Below are 19,486 nucleotides of genomic sequence, written 5' to 3'. Positions count from 1 at the left end.
CCCGGGGCGGCGAAGTTCATGAAAGGCGTACGTCCGACAGTATCAGAAGAACTCGTCCAGATAGACAGGAGCAGGCTGGAAAACGTCCGTAAGCGGCTGGCGAAGCGAATCATCGAGTATCTCCAGTCCAGCTAACCGCTCGGCCGCGTCGACGCCGTGCGTCCCGACGGCGAGTTGGGAAAGCGTCGCGATGTCGACGGCCACGTCGGCTGTCGAGTCAGCGTCCGGAAGCGAATCGGCTGTCGAGTCAGCGTCCGGAACGGAGTCGACCGTCGCCGTGCCACCACTCACCGACAGTCGGAACTGGCCATCGTTGTGGGCAAGCAGTGGGTCGCTGACAGAGAGCGTGCAGTCCAGATCGACGGTGGGCCAGTCGAGGCGTTCGAGGGCGGATACGTCGGTCAGGCGAAGCATCGGCCCGGCCTCGATGGAACAGTCGACAGCCCCGGGGTCCTCGACGCGGTGGAGGAGGTCGGCGTCGGGTGGCAACTGGAGGATGATACGCTCGACCTGTGCGCCGTGTCGACCGAGGAACGCAAGCAGTGCCCGGCGGGCTTCCTCGTCAGCAGCCGCGAGGTTCGAGACCGAGAGCGTGTGGTCGGCATCGTCCGCGACGGTGTACACGACGTAGCCCCGAAGCGCCCCCTCGCGTTCGTAGCCATAGCAGTACGGGACGCCGTCGCCGTCCCAGTCGGCGAGCGTCCGCTCGCGCCACCACGCTTCCGAGCGGCGAAGCGAGAGCGCCGTCCCGGCGGCCGCAGCGGATTCGACCTGACGGAGCCGCTCCCAGTCGTCGGCGTCGAGGCGGACGAACTGTCCGGCGGTGTCGTAGTCCGGGAGCGCCGACGGCGGCAGGTCGAAGCGGCGGCAGGTGTTGGCCGTACCCCAGCCTAGCCGCCGGTAGAACGGCGTCGAGAACGGCCAGAGGGTGACGAATCCGACATCAGAATCGCGGTACTCGTACAGTGCGTCCTGACAGAGGTCACGGGCGTACCCCTGCCCGCGGTGTTCGGGCGGCGTCGCGACTGCGCCGAGACCGCCGACCGTCGTCGCCGCGCCGCGGACGGTCGTATCGAGGTAGTACAGCTTGCAGGTGGCTCGGAGGCTGTCGCCGTCGTAGAGGCCGCGCTGGTCGAACAACGACGGCGGCCAGTCGCCGTCCGGCTCCGGCAACACGGGACCTCGTTCGGGGGTGAACGCGTACTGGAGGATTCGCCGGTACGCCTGGCGGTCAGCCGCTGGGACGGGACGGAGTTCGGGCATACCAGTGCAGGTGGTCGCCAGCTACAGAAACCTAGGCATCTGCGTGGCGACATCGTGGTCCCGCGTGGGCCGAGCCCCCGGGACCTGGCGGCGACCCACGTGGCCGGCACAGGACTTTACACCGTCGTGGCCGACCGGGTGGTATGGAGTACTCGACGTTCGGTTCGACCGGCATCACCGTCTCGGACATCTGTCTGGGCTGTATGAGCTTCGGGACGAAGGGCGACGAGTGGACGCTCGACCGCGCGGAGAGCCGAGAGGTCATCGAGCGCGCCATCGATCTTGGAATCAACTTCTTCGACACGGCCAACGTCTATTCGGACGGTGAATCGGAGGAAATCCTCGGCGACGTGACCTCGGAGTACGACCGCGACGAGTTCGTCATCGCGACGAAAGGGTACGGCCAGATGCACGAGGACGACCCCAACTCCGGCGGCCTCTCGCGGAAGGCCATCGAGCAGGAGCTGTCGAACTCACTGGACCGGCTCGGGATGGACACCGTCGACCTCTACCAGATCCACCGCTGGGACTACGACACGCCGATCGAGGGGACGCTCCGGACGCTCGACGACGCGGTTCGGCGCGGCCAGGTCCGCCATCTCGGGGCGTCGTCGATGTGGGCCTACCAGTTCGCCGAGGCACTACACGCGTCGGACCGCCTGAATCTCGACCGCTTCGTCTCGATGCAGAACCTCTACAACCTCGTCTACCGCGAGGAGGAACGCGAGATGCTCCCCCTGTGTGAGAGAGAGGAGATCGCGGTGATGCCGTGGAGCCCGCTCGGCGCGGGCTTCCTGACTCGTCCCCACGAAGAGTTCGATGCGACGACCCGCGGGGAATACGAGGCCGAGATCGGCCGGCCGTACGCGGCGGGTGGTGGCCGGGAGATCAACGAACGCGTGCAGGAACTCGCCGCCGAAAAGGGCGTGTCGATGGCCCAGCTCGCGCTGGCCTGGCAGTTCCACAAGGAGTGGGTGACGACACCGATTCTGGGCACGTCCAGCGTCGAGCACCTCGAAGCGGCCGTCGAGGCCCTGGATATCGACCTCAGCGACTCGGACATCGAGTACCTGGAAGCGCCCTACGAGCCGGTCCCGGTTTCGGGTCACGAGTGAAGTGTCGCCGCGGTCCCGCCAGCGGAGCGCTGTTCGCGGTCAGGGCACGTACCAGATACCCCGGTCGCGGTCGAGCAGCGACCCGACGACGATGTGCGGAAGCGCGACGATACTGATGAACATACTCCAGAACGCCACCGCGCCGGGGAGTAGGTCGCTCGTGCCCAGCGGATTCGGGAACGCCCAGTAGACGGCGACGAGGACGCCGAAGGTGGCAAGCGCCCCGACGACGAGGACGATCCAGGCCCGCAGTGCGACAGTCGAGGGATCCGCGCCGCCCAGCAGGTCCCAGCGCTCGTCGCCGACCGGCTCATCCTCGACGGCTGCCGTCCGCGCCACCTGTCTGGCCGAGTACCAGAACGGGAAGTACAGGCCGACGGCAACGAGGACCGGAACGAACGCGAAGTACGCCGTCAGCAGCAGCGATTCCCCCGCGTCGACGAGCCAGGAGCGGCCCCCGCCCCGCAGGTAGCCAAGAAAGATATGCGCCGTCAGCGCGAGGCCGTAGCCGGACCCGATGACGAGCCGGGTCGTATCGAAGGAACCTGCGTACGCCGAGAGCGCCCCGGGCTCGACGAGCCCGACCATCAGCGAACTGAACGCGTGGAACGTCTCCGGCCAGAACACGATGGGGACGAGCATCACCGCGCCGCCGCGGACGGCCGCCGCCAGCCAGCGCTGGAACCGGGTCCTGAGGTGCTCGGTGCCGCTCGTGGCTTCTAACACCTGTCGGCCGCCCAGGCCGCCCTTCGCCATGGCGACGGTCAGTGCCAGCGCGAGACCGGCAACTGGCGCGGCGAGGAACAGGCCGACGAAGCCGCCGATGGCCGCCAGATACACGGCGACGTACCGCCAGCGAAAGGCGGGGCGACGGCGACGGAGGTTCTCGAAGTGCTCGTAGCCGCCATGCGGGAGGTTGAGCGCGACCATCCCGACGAGGTACACGACCATCTGGGCCCGGAGGGGAACCCTGACACCGACAGCGCCGAGCAGACCGAAGGCGACGGCGAGTACCAGCAGGCTCGCCCGCGAGAGCCAGAGCGACGGGTGGCGGTCGGCGTCCCGGTGACGGTTCCAGACGGACCCCAGGCTGATTGTTCGCATACGGCAACGCTAGGGAAAAGCTCAGTATAAACGAAACGAGCGATTCCAGCGAACTGGGAACGGCCCAGTGAATTAATGATGACGGTGTCTGTTGTGAGGTCCTGAGAATCCGAGGAACCCTTTTTCAGGCATAGTCGCTAGCGGACGATATGCGTGATGGCCTTCCTCGCGACCGGACGGTGACCGTCGTCGGCGGCGGCTTCGGCGGCCTCGCTGCCGCGTGTTACCTGGCCGACGCCGGGGCCGACGTGCGACTGCTCGAACGCCACGACCGGCTCGGCGGCCACGCCGGCGTCCTCGAACGCGACGGCTTCCGGTTCGACACCGGCCCGTCGTGGTATCTGATGCCCGACGTATTCGAGCGCTTCTTCGGCCACTTCGACCGCGAGCCCGCGGACTACTACGAACTGGAGCGGCTGGACCCCCAGTACCGGGTGTTCTGGAAGGACGGCGACCGCGTGACGATGCGGCCGAACCGCGAGAACGCCCGCGAGGTGTTCGAGTCCTACGAGGAAGGGGCCGGCGACGCGCTCGTGGAGTACCTCGAACGGGCCGAACAGAACTACGACCTGGCGATGGACCGGGTCGTCTACGAGGGCCGTGAACGGCTGCGTGACTACGTCGACACCGACCTCCTCCCGCTTGCGCCGCGAGCGCGGCTCTTTGGCTCCATGGACGACTACGTCGGCCGCTACGTCGACCACCCCAAGCTCCGTCAGTTGCTCGAATACACGCTGGTGTTTCTGGGCGGCGCGCCACACAACACCCCGGCGCTGTACAGCATCATGAGCCACGTCGACCTGAACATGAACGTGTTCTACCCGGCGGGCGGTATCGCCGGCGTCGTCGACGGCCTCGGATCGCTGGCTCGGGAACTCGGCGTCGAGATCCAGACCGGGACCGAGGTAACGCACATCGCTGGCGAGGCAGGGGCGTTCGAGCTGACCACCGAGGACGGCGTTGTCGGCTCCGACATCGTCGTCAGCAACGCCAACCCCGCCTACACCGAGCGGAATCTGCTCGACGCCGCCGCCCGCGACCACGACCCGAGCTACTGGGACGACCGGACCTACGCCCCGTCGGCGTTCATGCTGTATCTCGGCGTCGAGGGCGACGTTGGGCCGCTGGCGCACCACTCGCTCGTGCTGCCGACGGACTGGGACGGCCACTTCGAGCAGATATTCGACCGACCGGCGTGGCCCGACGACCCCGCCTACTACCTCTCGGTCACGTCGAAGACCGACGATACGGTCGCCCCCGACGGCCACCACGCCGTCGTCGTCCTCGTCCCCATCGCGCCGGGCCTCGACGACGGCCCCGAGGTTCGCGAGGAGTACCGCGAGTTCGTGCTGGACGACCTCGCCGAACAGACCGGCGTGGACCTCCGCGACCGCATCGTCGTCGAGGAGTCGGCGTGTGTCAGCGAGTTCGCCGACCGCTTCGGCGACCCGCAGGGGACAGCGCTCGGGCTGGCTCACACGCTGTTCCAGACCGGGCCGCTTCGCCCCGACCACCGCGCCGGACTTGACGGACTCTACTACACGGGGGCCTACACGACGCCCGGCATCGGCATGCCGATGTGTCTCATCAGCGGCGAACACACCGCCCGGGACATCATCGAGGACAGCCCGTTCGAGACGAAAGGGGACCAGTCGGCCTCGACGGCGGACTGAGGCCGCTCAGTTTCGGCGAACGCGCCGCCATCGTGAATCGGCGTACACCACAGCCCAGCCTCGAACGGTTTATTGTCCCGCTTCAGGTAACGGGGGCATGGAGAAGCTCCGCGAGTCGCTGCACGAGGCCCCGATTATCGACAAGGACGGATACTCCTACCTGGTCCACCCGCTCAGCAACGGCGTCCCGATGCTGGAACCGGAACTCCTCCGCGAGGTCGTCGTCGGCGTGACGCGGGCGGCCGACCTCGACGTGGACAAAATCGTCGCGCCGGAAGCGATGGGCATCCACATCGCGACCGCGCTCTCCCTGCAGACAGATATCCCGCTCGTGGTCATCCGCAAGCGCTCCTACGGCCTCGACGACGAGGTCCCGCTGCACAAGACCACCGGCTACTCCGAATCGGAGATGTTCATCAACGACATCGAGGCGGGCGACGACCTGCTCATCGTCGACGACCTGCTCTCGACCGGCGGGACGATGGCCGCGATCTGCGAGGCGCTCGACGACATCGGAGCGAATATCTCGGACATCGTCGTCGTCTTCCGGAAACAGGGCGAGTCGGCACTCGACGACACCGACTACGAGGTCACCAGCCTGGTCGATATTTCCGTCGATCAGGACGGCGTGACCATCCACGACTGAGCCGACGCCTGCGTGCGGCTCACTCCTGCTGAACGGCGGCAGCCATGTGCTCCCGCGCTTCCTCGGGGGTCATCCCGCGGACGCCACACGCACAGGAGAGCAGTTCGGGGTCGGTCAGGTCGTCGACCTCCTCCGCACTTGCCCGTTCGAGCGCGTCGTCCTCGGCGTCGTAGTCGAAGGTCACCCGGTAGGTGACCTGTGCGACGCCCTCTATCTGATGGAACTCGTCGGGGTCCGGGTTCGCGATGGCCTCGGCGTGCTCTTCCTGCATCGCGGATTTCCACTGTTCGAGGTTCGCCTCGGGGTCCGAATCGTCGGGCATACGCTGGCTGTCGGCGGCGGGACTGAAAAAGCGGGCGCTGCCGAGTCAGAGCGAGTAGAGTAGGAAGCCGAGACGGTTCTCGGAACGCTTTTTTCGCCGGCCGTCGCCGGTTTCGCTGTGGTCGACTCCCGATCCGTCTCCGACCGATCTCGGCTCCTGCTGGCCGCCGCGACTGTCGTCGCCGCCGTTGCGACGGCCGGCAGCCTCTATCTCTCGCTGGGCCTCGGGCTGACGCCCTGTCGGCTCTGCTGGTATCAGCGGGTCCTCATGTATCCGCTGGTGGTCGTTCTCGGCGTCGCCGCCGTCGAAAACCGTCCCGGCGTCGTCCGGACGGCGCTGCCGCTTGCGGTGCCGGGGAGCGCTATCGCGGCCTATCACTCCTGGCTGCAGGTGAGCCAGACGACCTGCGGCCTCGGGGCAGTCAGTTGCGCACAGATACAGTATCGGGTGCTGGGGCTGACCGTGCCGAACCTCTCGTTGACGGCGTTTCTCTTGGTGACCGGGCTGGTCGTCGCGGCGTCGATAAAGCGGTCGTAGAGTACCGGACAGCCTTCGCCGGGACCGCGCCCCTTTTTCGGGTAGCCCCGCGTGGCTCCGGTATGGAATACACCAGACTCGGTTCGACCGGGACGACGGTTTCGCAGCTGTGTTTCGGCACCTGGCGGTTCGGCCGGGAGACCGGCGGCGTCGTCGAGACCGACCGCGACGAGGCCCACGACCTGCTCGATGCGGCGTGGGAACGGGGCATCAACTTCATCGACACCGCCAACGTCTACGGCAACCCCAACGGGACCAGCGAGGAGTACATCGGCGAGTGGCTCGATGACTACGACCGCGAGGACTTCGTCATCGCCTCGAAGGTGTACTTCCCCTTCGACGGCCGCGGCGAACCCGGACCGAACGATTCGGGCCTGGGCCGCAAGCACATCCGCGCACAGATCGAGGGGACGCTTGACCGCCTCGACACGGACTACCTCGACCTCTACTACATCCACCGCTGGGACGAAAACAGCGATATCGAAGAGACGCTGTCGGCGCTCGACGACCTCGTCCACGCGGGCAAGGTTCACCACCTCGGCGCGTCGACGATGGCCGCCTGGCAGCTAACGAAGGCCCTCTGGAAAAGCGACGTCGAGGACTACGAGCGCTTCGAAGTCACCCAGCCGCTGTTCCACGCCGGCTACCGCGATGACGTGAAAGACTACCTCGACGTCTGTGCCGACCAGGACATGGCCGTCTGCCCGTACTCGCCGCTGGCCGGCGGCTTCCTCACGGGCAAGTACGAGCGCACGGACGACGACGATCCGACGGCCTTCGAGGGGCCGGAAGGCGCTCGTGGCTCGCTGTCCGACCGCTTCGAGGACTTCTACCTCTCCGAGCGCGGCTGGCACGTCCTCGACGAACTCCGTACCGTCGCGGACGAACTCGACGCCACCCCCGCCCAGGTCGCGCTCCGCTGGCTCATCGAACAGCCTGACATCACCTGCGTCCCAATCGTCGGCGCCCGCACCGTCGACCAGCTCGACGAGAACGTCGGTGCGACAGACATCTCCCTGTCCGACGACCAGTTCAACCGCATCGTGAGCGCCCGCTACGCCGAGGACGGCGAGCGCTGGGGCCACCGGGAATGAGCGTTCGGTGCTGAGATAGCAGTCTTCCGGGCCGACAAAGGAACTTCGAACAGCCAGAAAGCCCCGAGGCGCTGGGGCTCCTGCGACTCGCTGCGCTCTTCGCTCACTTCGTTCACTCCAGTGCTTACCTCGTCTCGAACGCCCAGCGCCTCGCCCCTTTCAGTCCCACCCAGCACAGATTGACCAGCCGGCTACGGGTGGGACTGAAAGGGGCCGCACTATCGGCGAACCCCGGCGCAGCAAGCACGCGAAGCGCGCGCAGCAAGCCGCGGGAGCCGATAGTGCGGGGGCTTTCTGGCTTATTGGAGTCGTAGTCGCTCAAAACGCTGGTAAAACACGGGATCGATTCCGTTACTCCGCTTCGGCGGGGTCGACGACCTCACCGGAGGCCGGATACACGCCGACCTGGTCACAGCGGTCTGCCAGCGGGCAGGCCTCGGGGTCGTCCAGGCAAGCCGGCTTGCGGGCCGTGCAGTACTCCCGTCCGAACTGGATCATCGCGGTATGACCGAAGCCGCACTTCTCGCCGGGGACGTCCCGCTCCAGATACTCACGAACCGTCTCGTGGTCGGCGTCTGGCGGGGCCAGTCCCATCCGGCGGGCGATGCGATGAACATGCGTGTCGACGGGGAAGACACCGCCCCGGCCGCCAGCGAACAGCAGGACGCAGTCGGCGGTCTTCGGGCCGACACCGTTCATATCGAGCAGCGTCGCCCGGACTTCGTCGGGATCGCTGTCCCGGACGAACTCGTCGAAGCCCGCTTCGCCGCCGTACTCCTCGCAGATACGTTGCGCGAGAGCGATGATGCGCTCGGATTTCTGGTTGTACAGCCCGGCCGAGGAGATGGTCTCGGCGAGTTCGGGCTGGTCGGCGTCGGCCAGCGCGCGGGCGAGATCTGCATCGGTGCCGCCACCGCCGTCGCTTCCGTACCGCGCCATCAGTTCGTCGTGGGCCGGCTGGCTCGCCTTATCAGAGGTGTTCTGACTGAGAACCGTCCGGACCAGGCACTCGAAGGCGTCCCGGCCGCCGTAGGTCTTCGTCCAGTACAGGTCGCCGAGGCGGTCCACGACGGCCTCGGTCCGCGTACCCGCCGTTTCCGGGTCGAAGGCGGCGGACTGGCCGCCACCGGCGGCCCCACCGCTGATGTTCTCCGCTGGTTCCTCGTCGCTCATATCCAGTGCCAGGGCTGGCGGGACCAAAACGCCTGCCCCGAACCATTCGCATGACAGCGACACCGCTGTTTCACTGTCCTACAGAGATGACAGTGGCGACGTCGGAGTGCGTTCTCGTACTCTCCGGACACCATCCGCTGGGCGGTCCGATAGTTCCAGTGTGGTCCACAGTAAAGGACCTGAAATGGGGCGTCCTTGGGGCGAGACGCCCACGGGACAGACACGATAAAACTCGTGGCGCGCGGCGACGGGCTATGCCCACGGTGGTCGTCGCCGCGAAAGATGGTCGAGACTGACAGGTCAGTGGTCGGTCACGTCCTGGCTCTCACCTCCCGTCGGACGGGGTTTGCGCGGACGACAGGGGCGGCAGTACCCGACTCGCTACGGCGACAGATGTCCCGCCTCGATGTGGCCTGTTCGTCCGGCATACAATAGTTTAGGCTACCCTAAAACACAAAAAGGCATCGGTTTCTAGGCGGGCCAAAAAAGAGAGTGGTTTACTCCTCGACGATGACGGTGCCAGCCATCCCCGCGGCTTCGTGCGGAATACACACGTAGCCGTGTTCGCCGGCCGTCTCGAACGTGTGGACGTAGCTCTGGCCGGACTGCACAGCCCCTTCCCCGTTCTCCCAGCCCTCGCGGGCGGCCGATTCGCTCTCGAACCCGCCGGAGGCCCAGTAGGTCGCGTCCTCCGGAATTTCGTCCTCGTACGCAGTGACAGAGTGCGGTTCGCCGCCGACGTGTTCCCAGGCGACTGTGTCGCCGACGCTGACGGTGAGTTCCTCGGGCGCGAACGCCACTGCCTCCATGTCGACGACGTGGTCGGCGTCCTCGGGAACGCCTTCGACGACGTTCGGGCCGCCGGACAGTGACGACTCGGTTGCCTCGGACTCCTCGTCGCCGTGGCTCCCGGAACCGGTCGGGGCGCTGTCGACAGCCCCGACGACGGCGAACTGCGCGGTTCGCGTCGCGTCCGCGAGTATCGCCGGATCCGCGTCCCCGCCCGTGAGCCCCTGTGAGTAGTCGGTCAGCGCGGCCTCGAAGTTCTCGTAGGCGTCGTGGTCCGCTTCCTCTAGCATCTCATGGACCCGCGCCTCCTCGAACGTGGCGAAGACGTCCTGGACGATGGCCGCCGCGGCCTCGCCGTTGCCGCCGGCACTGCCGGCGATGGCGTACGCCGCCGCGATGGCTTCGTCGTTGAACGCCGTCGCCGCGGCGGTGACGTCCCCGCCGTCCTCGGCCGCAGTGCGAACGTCTATGAGCGTCGCTTCGAAGCTTTCGTAGATTTCCTCGTCGGTTTCCTCCAGCGCCTCGTGGAAGCCCGCCGCGCCGCGCTCGAAGTGGGCGAAGGTGTCCTGGATGACGGTCGCCGCGCGGTCGGTCTCCGACAGCGCCGCGAGTCCGGCCGCGTCGAAGGCCCGACCGATCATGTAGTCCGTCTCCGCCCCGCTGGCGACAGGCGTCGACAGGGCCGCCTCGAAGTCGAGCAGGGCCTGCTGGACCCCGTCGTGGTGGGTCGCCACAGCCTCGCTGTCGTCGTTCTCGTAGGCCGACTGCAGTGACGTGAGGTGCTCCTCCTCGAAGCGATGGTAGAGGTCCTCGCTCTCGTCCTCCATCGTCTCGTGGAAGCCGAGTTCGTCCCTCTCGAAGCGGGCGAACACGTCCGAGACGATAGCCGCCGCGCTGTCGGCGTCGCCGAGGCGATACAGTTCGCGGGCGTCCGCGATGCGGGCGCGGAAGAACCCGGATTCGAGCGCCGCCCGCGCGTCCTCGCCGCCGACCAGCGCTTCGATACCGGTCACGAGGTTCGTATCGACCGTTTCGACGGCGCTGTCGATACCGTCGGCGTTGCCGTTCTCGATGGCACTGGAGAGATCTTCTAGGCCCCCCTCGAAGGTCTCGTACGCCTCACCGTCGGCCTCCTCCAGCGCATCGTGGGCCGACGCCCCCTCGAAGTGGGCGAAGACGTTCTCGACGGCCGTCGCGGCTGCGTCGGCCGCGTCGTTGGCCGCGAGCCAATCCGCGTCGGCGACGCGAGCGCGGTAGCTGTTCAGCGTGACCGTGTGCGCGTACGCCTGTCCGGGGCCACCGGCGGAGGCGAGCGCGTCCGCGTCCCAGCCGCGGGCCTGCATCGTCGAGAGATGCCCCGCGCCGGCGACGGACTCCTGCTGGACCAGTGCGTACGCACCCGAAACAGTCGCATCGAGCGCGGCGCGGGCCTGTTCGGTGACGCCGCTCGCGTCCTCGTTGCCCGCGGCCTCACCGATGCCGGCCAGTGCGTTCTCGAAGCCCTGGTAGGAGTCCGCGTCCGCGTCCTCGATCTGGCTGTAAACCAGCGCGTCCTCGAACGCAGTGGTCGTCTCTTCCGCGATAACGGCAGCGCCCTCAAAAGCGCCCAGCGTCGCGGCCATGGCCGCGTTACTCGCTCGGCTCCCCAGCAAGAGCAGGTCCAGCACTCTGGTGGCCTGCTGTCCGGCAGCGGCCTGCTGGGCCGTCTGAAGGTGGTTTGACGCCTCGTCCGCAGCGGAGGCGGCTGCCGATACGTCACCCTCGGACAGCGACGACTGGACCGCGCCGAGCGCGTCCTCGAACCCCTCGTACGCTGACTCGGACGTAGATTCGAGCTGCTCGTGCGCACCGTACTCGCCCGACGCGCCCTCGAAGCGAGCGAAAATGTTCTGTGCGACGGTTGCCCCGGCACTAGGTGCACCGGCCCGACCCAGCGCGACCGCGTCGTACAGCCGCGCCCGGTAGACGTTCCACTCGGTCGCGACAGCGGTCATCGGCCCGACCGAAACGTCGCTCTGGTCCGCTGTGTCGGTGTCCGCGGTCGCTCCCTGTTCGGTCGCCGTTTCGGTGTCCGACGACGCCGTATTTGCATTTGAAGCCCCCTCCCCAGGACACCCAGCGAGCAGTCCCGTCGCAGCGATCCCCACCGTCTTCAGCAAGTCACGTCTCTGTGGCATGCAGTTTGTTAGGCCAGCCTAAAAGACTTAAGCGCACCGATGTTTTGGCGTCCCTAAAACGATGGACGAGAACACGTTGTCACAGTGACAGCGCTACCGTGTCCCCGGTGCTGACATGGAACGCTTCGTCGCCGCGGCCACGATTGACGGCGAGTTCGACGTTCCCGTGGCTCCCGACAGTGACGAGTCGCTGCCCCCGGTCGACGGCGGCGTAAGCTCGCCGGACTGGGGCCTCAACATCGTCGACTGCGACCGTCCCGCCGAACCGGTCGGCGAGCACGTCGCCGGGGATGTTCGTCACGGCGTTGCCGAAGTCGTCGACGACGAGCACCTCGCCGGTCGCTCCGTCGCTCTCGACAGCGGGGTCCGGAAACCGGAGGTCGGCGTAGTCGTCGGTCGGGGCAGTCTCGGGCCGTTTCTCCACGGTATCGACGCCGGTATCGTGGACGGCTGCGGCGGCGGGCGCGAACACGTCCCGCCCGTGGAAGGTCGTGCTCGCGGGGTCGTCGTAGGCCCAGGTGAACACCTCCACGTCGTCCGCCCCGTCGGTCTCGTCGTCGGCCAGTTCGCGGGCGACCGGCAGGAGGACGCCGTTGTCCGGACCCACGAGCGCGTGTTCGCCCGCCCGGACCACGAGCGCGTCTCTGTCGGTCCCGACGCCCGGGTCGACGACGACACAGTGGACTGCCGGTGGGAAGTACGGAAGCGTCTGCGTGAGCCAGAACGCCGCTGCCCGAACGTCTTGCCGCGGGAAGTCGTGGGCAATGTCCTCGATTCGCGCGTCCGTTGCCTGACAGATGACGCCTTTCATCGCCGCCGGATACGGTGATCCGAAATCCGAACTCAGCGTAATCATCAGTCGTCGAGGTCGTCAATCGATTCCGTGACCGATTCGCCGGTGGCGGTGTATCGTTCGAGCGAGTCGCTGTCCGAGACGTGCTGGAGCCGCTTGATGCCGTGGATCTCCTCGATAACGCTCACGACAGACGACGGGACTCGGTCCCGCCAGGACTCGTCGTCGATCATCCGCTGGCGGATCTCGCTGCCCTCCAATCGGTCGCGGTCGAACATCGGTGACTGGCGGACCTCGATGCCTGACTCCTCGAACAGGCGGACCACAAGCGGGTTGTTCGAGTACGCCACGTCGAAGTCGGGACACATGCTCTCGACGTGGCTCACCCAGACGGCGTTGCGGTTGATGTCTTCGAGCGGGACGACGTACGTCGTCAGGTCGTACTCCGCGACGGCCTTCGTGATCATCATGATCCGCTCACCGGCCGTAAAGGGATCGTGTGTGGTGTGTGAATCGTCGGCGCTCCCGATGCCCAGCACGAGTTCGTCGACCTCCTCGGCGATCCGCTCGACCATCGAGTGGTGGCCGTTGTGGTAGGGCTGGAAGCGACCGATGTAGAACCCACGCATATTCCCCAGTGGGTGTGGTGGTTTGATAAACCCGACGACGCGGTACGGCCGGAATGTAACCCCAGCCAATCCGGTCGCTGTACTGCGGTTTTTGGGGTGTTGCAACAACCGACACGGGGAGAAAGTATATCAGTCGACAGGCCTTCCATGCGGATGTTAGCAACGTTTGTATGAGCGACAACACCGACACCGACGCGACTCCCGACCCTGACCGGGAGGCAAGCGACGCCGGGGAGGAGGCGTCGAACGACGGGGCCCAGCAAGACCCCGACGAACCTGCCTCTGAACCCTCGGCCGACGAGCCATCCGAGGACCGATGGGGAGGCGAGGGAGAAACGTCCGAAACGACACTCGGAAGCGATGTCCAAGTTGACGGCGAGTCAGATCTGGACGGAGACGAGGAGAACCTTCTGGGCGGTCTCGAAATCGAATCGACCGCCGACATCGAAGTTCCAGACAGACTCGTCGACCAGGTCATCGGGCAGGACCACGCCCGTGACGTGATCAAGAAGGCGGCCAAACAGCGCCGTCACGTGATGATGATCGGCTCCCCCGGAACGGGGAAGTCGATGCTGGCGAAAGCGATGTCCCAACTGCTTCCGCGGGAGGAACTGCAGGACGTTCTCGTCTATCACAATCCCGACGACGGCAACGAGCCGAAAGTGCGCACCGTCCCCGGCGGCAAAGGGGAACAGATCGTCGAGGCCCACAAGGAAGAGGCCCGCAAGCGCAACCAGATGCGGACCTTCCTCATGTGGATCATCATCGCTATCGTCATCGGCTACGCCCTGATCCTCGTCCAGCAAGTCCTGCTGGGGATTCTCGCGGCCGGTGTCATCTATCTCGCGTTCCGCTACGGCTCGCGTGGCAGCGACGCGATGATTCCGAACCTGCTGGTCAACAACGCCAACCAGAAGACCGCGCCGTTCGAGGACGCCACGGGTGCCCACGCCGGTGCGCTGCTGGGCGACGTTCGGCACGACCCGTTCCAGTCCGGTGGGATGGAGACGCCGAGCCACGACCGCGTCGAACCCGGCGCTATCCACCAGGCCAACAAGGGCGTGCTGTTCGTCGACGAGATCAACACGCTCGACATCCGCAGCCAGCAGAAGCTGATGACGGCCATCCAGGAAGGCGAGTTCTCGATCACGGGCCAGTCCGAGCGCTCCTCGGGCGCGATGGTCCAGACCGAGCCCGTCCCCTGTGACTTCATCATGATCGCGGCGGGGAACCTCGACGCGATGGAGAACATGCACCCCGCGCTGCGCTCCCGTATCAAAGGGTACGGGTACGAGGTGTACATGGACGACACCATCGAGGACGACCCCGAGATGCGGCGCAAGTACGCACGCTTCGTCGCCCAGGAGGTCGAAAACGACGGTCGACTCCCGCACTTCACCGAGGAGGCCGTCCAGGAACTCATCCTGGAGGCCCGGCGTCGCGCCGGCCGCAAAGGCCACCTCAGCCTGAAGTTCCGTGACCTCGGCGGGCTGGTCCGCGTCGCCGGCGACATCGCCCGCGCTGAGGACCGCGACCGCACCGAGCGCAAAGACGTGCTGCAGGCCAAGCGCCGGTCCCGGTCTATCGAGCAACAGCTCGCGGACAACTACATCGAACGCCGCAAGGACTACGAGCTCACTGTCAACCAGGGCGACGTGATCGGCCGCGTCAACGGGCTCGCAGTCATGGGCGAGGACAGCGGTATCGTCCTCCCCGTGATGGCCGAGGTCAGCCCGTCACAGGGTCCCGGCCAGGTCATCGCCACGGGACAGCTCCAGGAGATGGCCGAGGAGGCCGTCCAGAACGTCTCGGCGATCATCAAGAAGTTCTCCGACGAGGACATCTCCGAGAAGGACGTCCACATCCAGTTCGTCCAGGCCGGTGAGGGCGGCGTCGACGGCGATTCCGCCTCTATCACGGTCGCTACCGCGGTCATCTCCGCGCTGGAGAACGTCCCCGTCAAACAGAACCTCGCAATGACCGGCTCGCTGTCGGTCCGGGGCGACGTGCTCCCGGTCGGCGGCGTCACCCACAAGATCGAGGCCGCCGCGAAGTCCGGCCTCGATACGGTCATCATCCCCGAGGCGAACACCCAGGACGTGATGATCGAGGACGAGTACGAGGACATGATCGAAATCATCCCCGTCTCGCACATCTCCGAGGTCCTTGAGGTCGCACTGACCGGCGAAGCGGAGAAGGACTCGCTGGTCGACCGCCTCAAGTCCATCACGGGCAAGGCGCTCGAACACGAGGTCGGCCGGCAGGGCAGCGGCAGTCCCAGTCCCCAATAGATGCCCGAATGGGCCGCGTTCGTCGGCCTGACGGGGTTTCTTCTAACCGCGCTTCTCGGTCTCGCACGGCTCTCACAGGGAGTCGTCCGGCCCGACGGCGGCGTCTCCACGACGACAGACGGCGTCTCGATGCCCGACGGTGACCCGACCATCCCACGCTTCGAGACGCAACGAGCGGCGGCCAAGCGACGACAGATGCGTGAGACGCTCGCCCCGAGCGACCTGTCGACCGGGGCGTTGCTCGCTAACGTCGCGTTCACGCAGGGGCTGTTCGGCGTCCTCGTGGTCGCCGGCGCGTTCTACTTCGAGATCCCGGCCAGCGCGTTCGGCATCACAGCCGAGGCGTTGTCGACCGGCCTCCCCGCAGTAGCCGTCGGCGTCGGCGCGGGCGTCGGGTTCTGGCTCGGCAACGAACTCGCCGCCGCGCTGGCCGACGGCTTCGGCGTCGCCTTCGACGAGTCGCTGCGGGAACTGCTCGCCCCGGACTCGGCCGGCGGCTGGGTTATTCTACTGGGCGGCGTCCTGCCGGTCATCGCACTCGTCGAGGAACTGCTCTTCCGGGCGGCGGCTATCGGCGTCCCCGTCGCGGGGCTGGGCGCGCCGGCGTGGGCGATGGCTCTCGTCGCCTCCGTCGCCTTCGCGCTGGGGCATGGCGCACAGGGGCGGGCCGGCATCGTCGTCACCGGAACGCTGGGGCTGGCGCTCGCCGGCCTGTTCATCGCGACAAACAGCCTGCTCGCCGTCGTCGTCGCCCACTACCTCGTCAACGCCCTCGAACTGATCGTCCACGAGGGGCTGGGCGTCGACCGGCTCTGGGTCTAGAGCCCCTCGACGGCGCGTAGCTTCTGTTCGACCGGCGGCGGTGCGGCGCTGGGCCCGTCCCGAACCCGGTGGTCCGGAATCAACAGCGGTACGGGGTTCGCGGCCAGCGCCTCCCGGACCTGCGCGATATCGTCCTCATCGTCATCGTCAAGGTCCGGCGTCATCCGGGCGACCTGTGCGACGGAGACGTCCTCGCCGTAGGGGATCTCCCGAACGGCTTCCAGGACGACGCGCTGGTCCGTCGGGACCGTGAGGCCGACGATCACGTCGGTAAAGTCGTCCTCGACCCCCTGGAGATACTCGTCGATACGGTCCAACAGCGCGTGGTCCTCGCCGGCGTCGGCTTCGGGCTGAGACGGGAACGACAGCGAGATGATCCGGTCGCCGGCCTCCCCGATTTGGACGTACCGGTCGAGATACGACGATTCGCGGGCGTAGATTCCTGCATCCCCGGTCGGTGCTTCCATGATAGCGTCGTCGGCCGGTCGCCCCTTCAACATTCGGCCTTGGATTGATTGGAGAGACAGACTGGGCAGCGATTTCGAACAGCCAGAAAGCCCCGGCCGGCTCCGGTCGAGGGCCTCGTTGCGCGCTTCTTCGCTCCCTACGGTCGCTCATGCAGTGCTTACGTCTGCTGTCTTCCCGGAGCCGGCCGCCCCTTTCAGTCCCACCAAAGCCCGTTGGACAATCCAGGCTGGGTGGGACTGAAAGGGGCGAGGCGCTGGGCGTACGAGGCGACGCAAGCACTGGAGCGAACGCAGTGAGCGAAGGGCGCAGCGAGTCGCAGTAGCCCAGCGCCTCGGGGCTTTCTGGCTCTTTGAGGAAACACAACGAAACCGAGATCCGCCGTCAGTCCTGGAACGAGAGCACAGTGGGGTAGTCGGAGATGAGCCCGTCGACGCCGGCCCGGACCAGCTCCTGAGCCTGATACCACGTGCTGACAGTCCAGGTGTTCAGCTCACGGTCCTCGTCGTCAGCAATCTCGACGAGGTCGACATCACTCAGGTCGGACTCGATATAGCCGTCGTCGTTGAAAAAGGGCGTTCCCCGAATCGTGTTCCAGGGGACGTTCATCGCTTCGCAGTCGTAGCGGCGGGTGACCTCCAGGCCCTCTTCGATGCTGTCCCAGAAGAGGAAGGCAACGGGGACCGAGTCGTCGTAGTCGCGGACGGTCGCGAGCGCGGCCTCGTAGAACGAGGAAACGAGGATGTCGTTGTCGTACTCGCTGGCGAGGTCGAGCGCGCGCTCGGTGTAGGGCCGCCACACCTCCTTCTGGGTCGACAGGGTCTGGTCCGACAGCGACTCGGCGAAGTAGAGGTCTTCGCTGCCGGGATTTTTGAACTCCAGGTTGACGGCGACGCTGGGCGGAATCGAGTCCATCACCGTCTCCAGCGTCGGGACCGTCTCCTCGGTGCCCAGAACCGTCGCGCTGGTCACAGTGTCGGTGTCGGTCTCGAAGACGAGCCCCTCGGTGTCGGTCAGGCCGCGCTCGCCGCCGTCGCGTTCGGCCAGCCCGTTGTCGTGGAAGGTGACGAGCGTCCCGTCGGCCGTCGGCACGACGTCTACCTCGATCATGTCGGCGCGCCGGTGGGCCGTCTCTGTTCCTGGGCCGCCAAACGACGAGGCCTCGACGGCCAGTTCCGTGTTCTCCGGGTAGACGCCCGCAAACCCGCGGTGGGCGATCAGCGTCGTGTCGTCGGGCATCTCCCCGTCCCCGGTGTCAGCCGCTTCGCTGGCATTCGATTCACCGTTGTCGGACCCCTGGGCCGTTGCGCTCCCCACGAACCCCGCGCCCGCCAGTGTCGCCGCTGTTCCTTCAACGAACGTCCGTCGACCGATGTACTGAGACATGGCAGGTACGGCTGCCGAGCGGTCGTGAAAGACCGTTTATATGAGTGGTACGTTCGCCTCGGTAGCCGTAGTCGAAAGCGTTCAGGTCTGTAGCCGTCCATACCGGATAGTTCAGGCTTACTCGCCGATCCGCTCGCGGGCCGCGGCCACGACCAGCGGGAGCGTGATCGTCGCGTCGGCGTACACCGAGACGTTCCGGGCGTCCTTCTCCAGTTTGCCCCACGAGCGGGCTTCGTCCAGCGTCGCTCCGGAGAGGCCGCCGGTGTTCGAGGGGTCCATCGTCAACTGGACGGCGTAGTCGTAGGCGTCCGGCGAGACCAGCATCGTCTGGAGGACGTAGTTCTTCGGGACGCCGCCACCGACGACCATCGCGCCCGCGCTATCGGCTTCATATGCGATATCCGTAATCTGGGTCATGTCCGCTAGCGCGTCGACGGTGAACTCGCTGGTCTGGGAGTACATCCACGCCTGCAGCCCCAGTACCGAATCCTGGAATGCCGGGCAGTACACCGGTACGTCGTTCTCATAGGCCGCCGCCAGCACGCCGGCGTCTTCGGGCACGTCCTCGCGCTCGTTGACCTCGCTGTTGGCCCGGCCCAGTTCCTCGGTCATGCGCTGGATCGAGACCGCGCCCTCGTCTTCCAGCGTCGAGAACACCTCGTCCCGGAGGTGGTTCTCGAACAGGGCGAAATGCTCCTGGGGCAGATAGACGTTGTAGATGCGGTCGACGCCCTCGTCCCGGAGCGTCTCGTCGTGTTCGCGCTCTGTTTGCCCCTCGGGTGTGACCTCGCCGTGGTGGTGCTTGCCGCCGATGGCCTCGATGCTGTCGTGGGTGCAGTTCGCACCCGTCGTCACGAGCACGTCGATGTGGCCGTCGCGGATGAGTTCGCTGACGATGGCCCGCATCCCGGTCGGGACCATCGCGCCAGCCAGCCCGAAGAAGGTCGTCACGTCGTCGTCGAGCATCTCGCTGTAGATGTCGACGGCCTCGTGGATGTCGCTCGCGCCGATGCCGGCCTCGCCGTAGCTGTCCGCCAGTTCGCCGACCGTCATGCCGGCGCGGGCCTCCGCGTGGCCGATGGGGTCGTGATGGAACGTCTCCCGCTCGTCGGTGTGGTCGCTCATTGGACGCCAGTCGGGCACGCCGATGTTTCAACGTCGCGGTTCGTCGCGTCTACCCGGCGACCCGTCGATTTGTCCGGGGGGC

At 66.6% G+C, this 19,486-nt stretch carries 17 protein-coding genes; 7 read left to right on the top strand and 10 right to left on the bottom strand.

Annotated features, from left to right (window positions below; translation table 11 throughout):
• Positions 1-42: 42 nt before the first annotated feature.
• Positions 43-1,263, bottom strand: coding sequence for a GNAT family N-acetyltransferase (locus ACY9XZ_RS16675; protein WP_463458159.1), 1,221 nt, complete (start codon positions 1,261-1,263; stop codon positions 43-45).
• 143 nt (positions 1,264-1,406) lie between these two features.
• On the opposite strand from ACY9XZ_RS16675, the gene ACY9XZ_RS16670 reads away from it, so the two are divergent.
• The gene (locus ACY9XZ_RS16670; RefSeq protein ID WP_463458158.1) at positions 1,407-2,378 is read left to right on the top strand and encodes an aldo/keto reductase; all 972 of its coding nucleotides are present in this window, start codon (positions 1,407-1,409) and stop codon (positions 2,376-2,378) included.
• A gap of 39 nt (positions 2,379-2,417) precedes the next feature.
• On the opposite strand, the gene ACY9XZ_RS16665 is transcribed toward ACY9XZ_RS16670, so the two are convergent.
• Positions 2,418-3,482, bottom strand: a complete 1,065-nt coding sequence (locus ACY9XZ_RS16665; protein WP_463458157.1) for a Brp/Blh family beta-carotene 15,15'-dioxygenase — start codon at positions 3,480-3,482, stop codon at positions 2,418-2,420.
• Between the two features lie 149 nt (positions 3,483-3,631).
• Between ACY9XZ_RS16665 and ACY9XZ_RS16660 the strand changes: the two genes are divergently transcribed.
• A complete protein-coding gene (locus ACY9XZ_RS16660) occupies positions 3,632-5,155 on the top strand; it encodes a phytoene desaturase family protein (RefSeq protein ID WP_463458156.1) in 1,524 nt (507 codons plus the stop codon).
• Between the two features lie 97 nt (positions 5,156-5,252).
• The gene (gene hpt / locus ACY9XZ_RS16655) at positions 5,253-5,801 is read left to right on the top strand and encodes a hypoxanthine/guanine phosphoribosyltransferase (protein WP_463458155.1); all 549 of its coding nucleotides are present in this window, start codon (positions 5,253-5,255) and stop codon (positions 5,799-5,801) included.
• 19 nt (positions 5,802-5,820) lie between these two features.
• Here hpt and ACY9XZ_RS16650 read toward each other — a convergent pair whose 3' ends face one another.
• Entirely contained in the window at positions 5,821-6,123 is a 303-nt protein-coding gene (locus ACY9XZ_RS16650) for a hypothetical protein (protein ID WP_463458154.1), read from the bottom strand.
• Positions 6,124-6,240: 117 nt separating this feature from the next.
• On the opposite strand from ACY9XZ_RS16650, the gene ACY9XZ_RS16645 reads away from it, so the two are divergent.
• A complete protein-coding gene (locus ACY9XZ_RS16645) occupies positions 6,241-6,660 on the top strand; it encodes a disulfide bond formation protein B (RefSeq protein ID WP_463458153.1) in 420 nt (139 codons plus the stop codon).
• 62 nt (positions 6,661-6,722) lie between these two features.
• Entirely contained in the window at positions 6,723-7,754 is a 1,032-nt protein-coding gene (locus tag ACY9XZ_RS16640) for an aldo/keto reductase (RefSeq protein ID WP_463458152.1), read from the top strand.
• A gap of 351 nt (positions 7,755-8,105) precedes the next feature.
• Here the strand turns inward: ACY9XZ_RS16640 and ACY9XZ_RS16635 are convergent, their stop codons facing one another.
• The 4 genes from ACY9XZ_RS16635 to ACY9XZ_RS16620 all read right to left on the bottom strand — a co-directional run bounded on the left by ACY9XZ_RS16635 (position 8,106) and on the right by ACY9XZ_RS16620 (position 13,315).
• Complete coding sequence (locus tag ACY9XZ_RS16635) at positions 8,106-8,927, bottom strand: endonuclease III domain-containing protein (RefSeq protein ID WP_463458151.1); 822 nt, start codon at positions 8,925-8,927, stop codon at positions 8,106-8,108.
• Positions 8,928-9,424: 497 nt separating this feature from the next.
• Positions 9,425-11,893, bottom strand: coding sequence for a DUF5059 domain-containing protein (locus tag ACY9XZ_RS16630; protein ID WP_463458150.1), 2,469 nt, complete (start codon positions 11,891-11,893; stop codon positions 9,425-9,427).
• Positions 11,894-11,972: 79 nt separating this feature from the next.
• Positions 11,973-12,749, bottom strand: a complete 777-nt coding sequence (locus ACY9XZ_RS16625) for an SAM hydrolase/SAM-dependent halogenase family protein (RefSeq protein WP_463458149.1) — start codon at positions 12,747-12,749, stop codon at positions 11,973-11,975.
• Complete coding sequence (locus ACY9XZ_RS16620; RefSeq protein ID WP_463458148.1) at positions 12,749-13,315, bottom strand: nicotinamide-nucleotide adenylyltransferase; 567 nt, start codon at positions 13,313-13,315, stop codon at positions 12,749-12,751. Before ACY9XZ_RS16620 ends, ACY9XZ_RS16625 begins: the two co-directional genes overlap by 1 nt.
• A gap of 170 nt (positions 13,316-13,485) precedes the next feature.
• On the opposite strand from ACY9XZ_RS16620, the gene lonB reads away from it, so the two are divergent.
• Both lonB and ACY9XZ_RS16610 read left to right on the top strand, forming a co-directional pair.
• The gene (lonB, locus tag ACY9XZ_RS16615) at positions 13,486-15,606 is read left to right on the top strand and encodes an ATP-dependent protease LonB (RefSeq protein ID WP_463458147.1); all 2,121 of its coding nucleotides are present in this window, start codon (positions 13,486-13,488) and stop codon (positions 15,604-15,606) included.
• Complete coding sequence (locus ACY9XZ_RS16610) at positions 15,607-16,428, top strand: lysostaphin resistance A-like protein (RefSeq protein WP_463458146.1); 822 nt, start codon at positions 15,607-15,609, stop codon at positions 16,426-16,428.
• On the opposite strand, the gene ACY9XZ_RS16605 is transcribed toward ACY9XZ_RS16610, so the two are convergent.
• The 3 genes from ACY9XZ_RS16605 to ACY9XZ_RS16595 form a co-directional block, all read right to left on the bottom strand.
• Entirely contained in the window at positions 16,425-16,928 is a 504-nt protein-coding gene (locus tag ACY9XZ_RS16605; protein ID WP_463458145.1) for an MGMT family protein, read from the bottom strand. The genes ACY9XZ_RS16610 and ACY9XZ_RS16605 overlap by 4 nt on opposite strands.
• Positions 16,929-17,277: 349 nt before the next feature.
• Positions 17,278-18,279 (bottom strand): glycerophosphodiester phosphodiesterase, encoded by a 1,002-nt coding sequence (locus tag ACY9XZ_RS16600; RefSeq protein ID WP_463458144.1) that lies wholly within the window; start codon positions 18,277-18,279, stop codon positions 17,278-17,280.
• Positions 18,280-18,396: 117 nt separating this feature from the next.
• Entirely contained in the window at positions 18,397-19,404 is a 1,008-nt protein-coding gene (locus ACY9XZ_RS16595) for a deoxyhypusine synthase (protein ID WP_463458143.1), read from the bottom strand.
• Positions 19,405-19,486: the final 82 nt, after the last annotated feature.

This window comes from Haloarcula sp. HT12 (genome assembly GCF_055271655.1).
Note: the sequence above shows the minus strand (reverse complement) of the source record. Positions and strands in the feature narration are given on the sequence as shown.

Excerpts from the sequence above, each read along its gene's own strand:
- ACY9XZ_RS16665 (WP_463458157.1), bottom strand. The coding sequence starts at position 3,482 with ATGCGAACAATCAGCCTGGGGTCCGTCTGGAACCGTCACCGGGACGCC.
- ACY9XZ_RS16640 (WP_463458152.1), top strand. The coding sequence starts at position 6,723 with ATGGAATACACCAGACTCGGTTCGACCGGGACGACGGTTTCGCAGCTG.
- lonB (WP_463458147.1), top strand. The coding sequence starts at position 13,486 with ATGAGCGACAACACCGACACCGACGCGACTCCCGACCCTGACCGGGAG.
- hpt (WP_463458155.1), top strand. The coding sequence starts at position 5,253 with ATGGAGAAGCTCCGCGAGTCGCTGCACGAGGCCCCGATTATCGACAAG.
- ACY9XZ_RS16660 (WP_463458156.1), top strand. The coding sequence starts at position 3,632 with ATGCGTGATGGCCTTCCTCGCGACCGGACGGTGACCGTCGTCGGCGGC.
- ACY9XZ_RS16595 (WP_463458143.1), bottom strand. The coding sequence starts at position 19,404 with ATGAGCGACCACACCGACGAGCGGGAGACGTTCCATCACGACCCCATC.
- ACY9XZ_RS16675 (WP_463458159.1), bottom strand. The coding sequence starts at position 1,263 with ATGCCCGAACTCCGTCCCGTCCCAGCGGCTGACCGCCAGGCGTACCGG.
- ACY9XZ_RS16635 (WP_463458151.1), bottom strand. The coding sequence starts at position 8,927 with ATGAGCGACGAGGAACCAGCGGAGAACATCAGCGGTGGGGCCGCCGGT.
- ACY9XZ_RS16670 (WP_463458158.1), top strand. The coding sequence starts at position 1,407 with ATGGAGTACTCGACGTTCGGTTCGACCGGCATCACCGTCTCGGACATC.
- ACY9XZ_RS16650 (WP_463458154.1), bottom strand. The coding sequence starts at position 6,123 with ATGCCCGACGATTCGGACCCCGAGGCGAACCTCGAACAGTGGAAATCC.
- ACY9XZ_RS16610 (WP_463458146.1), top strand. The coding sequence starts at position 15,607 with ATGCCCGAATGGGCCGCGTTCGTCGGCCTGACGGGGTTTCTTCTAACC.
- ACY9XZ_RS16630 (WP_463458150.1), bottom strand. The coding sequence starts at position 11,893 with ATGCCACAGAGACGTGACTTGCTGAAGACGGTGGGGATCGCTGCGACG.
- ACY9XZ_RS16620 (WP_463458148.1), bottom strand. The coding sequence starts at position 13,315 with ATGCGTGGGTTCTACATCGGTCGCTTCCAGCCCTACCACAACGGCCAC.
- ACY9XZ_RS16600 (WP_463458144.1), bottom strand. The coding sequence starts at position 18,279 with ATGTCTCAGTACATCGGTCGACGGACGTTCGTTGAAGGAACAGCGGCG.
- ACY9XZ_RS16625 (WP_463458149.1), bottom strand. The coding sequence starts at position 12,749 with ATGATTACGCTGAGTTCGGATTTCGGATCACCGTATCCGGCGGCGATG.
- ACY9XZ_RS16605 (WP_463458145.1), bottom strand. The coding sequence starts at position 16,928 with ATGTTGAAGGGGCGACCGGCCGACGACGCTATCATGGAAGCACCGACC.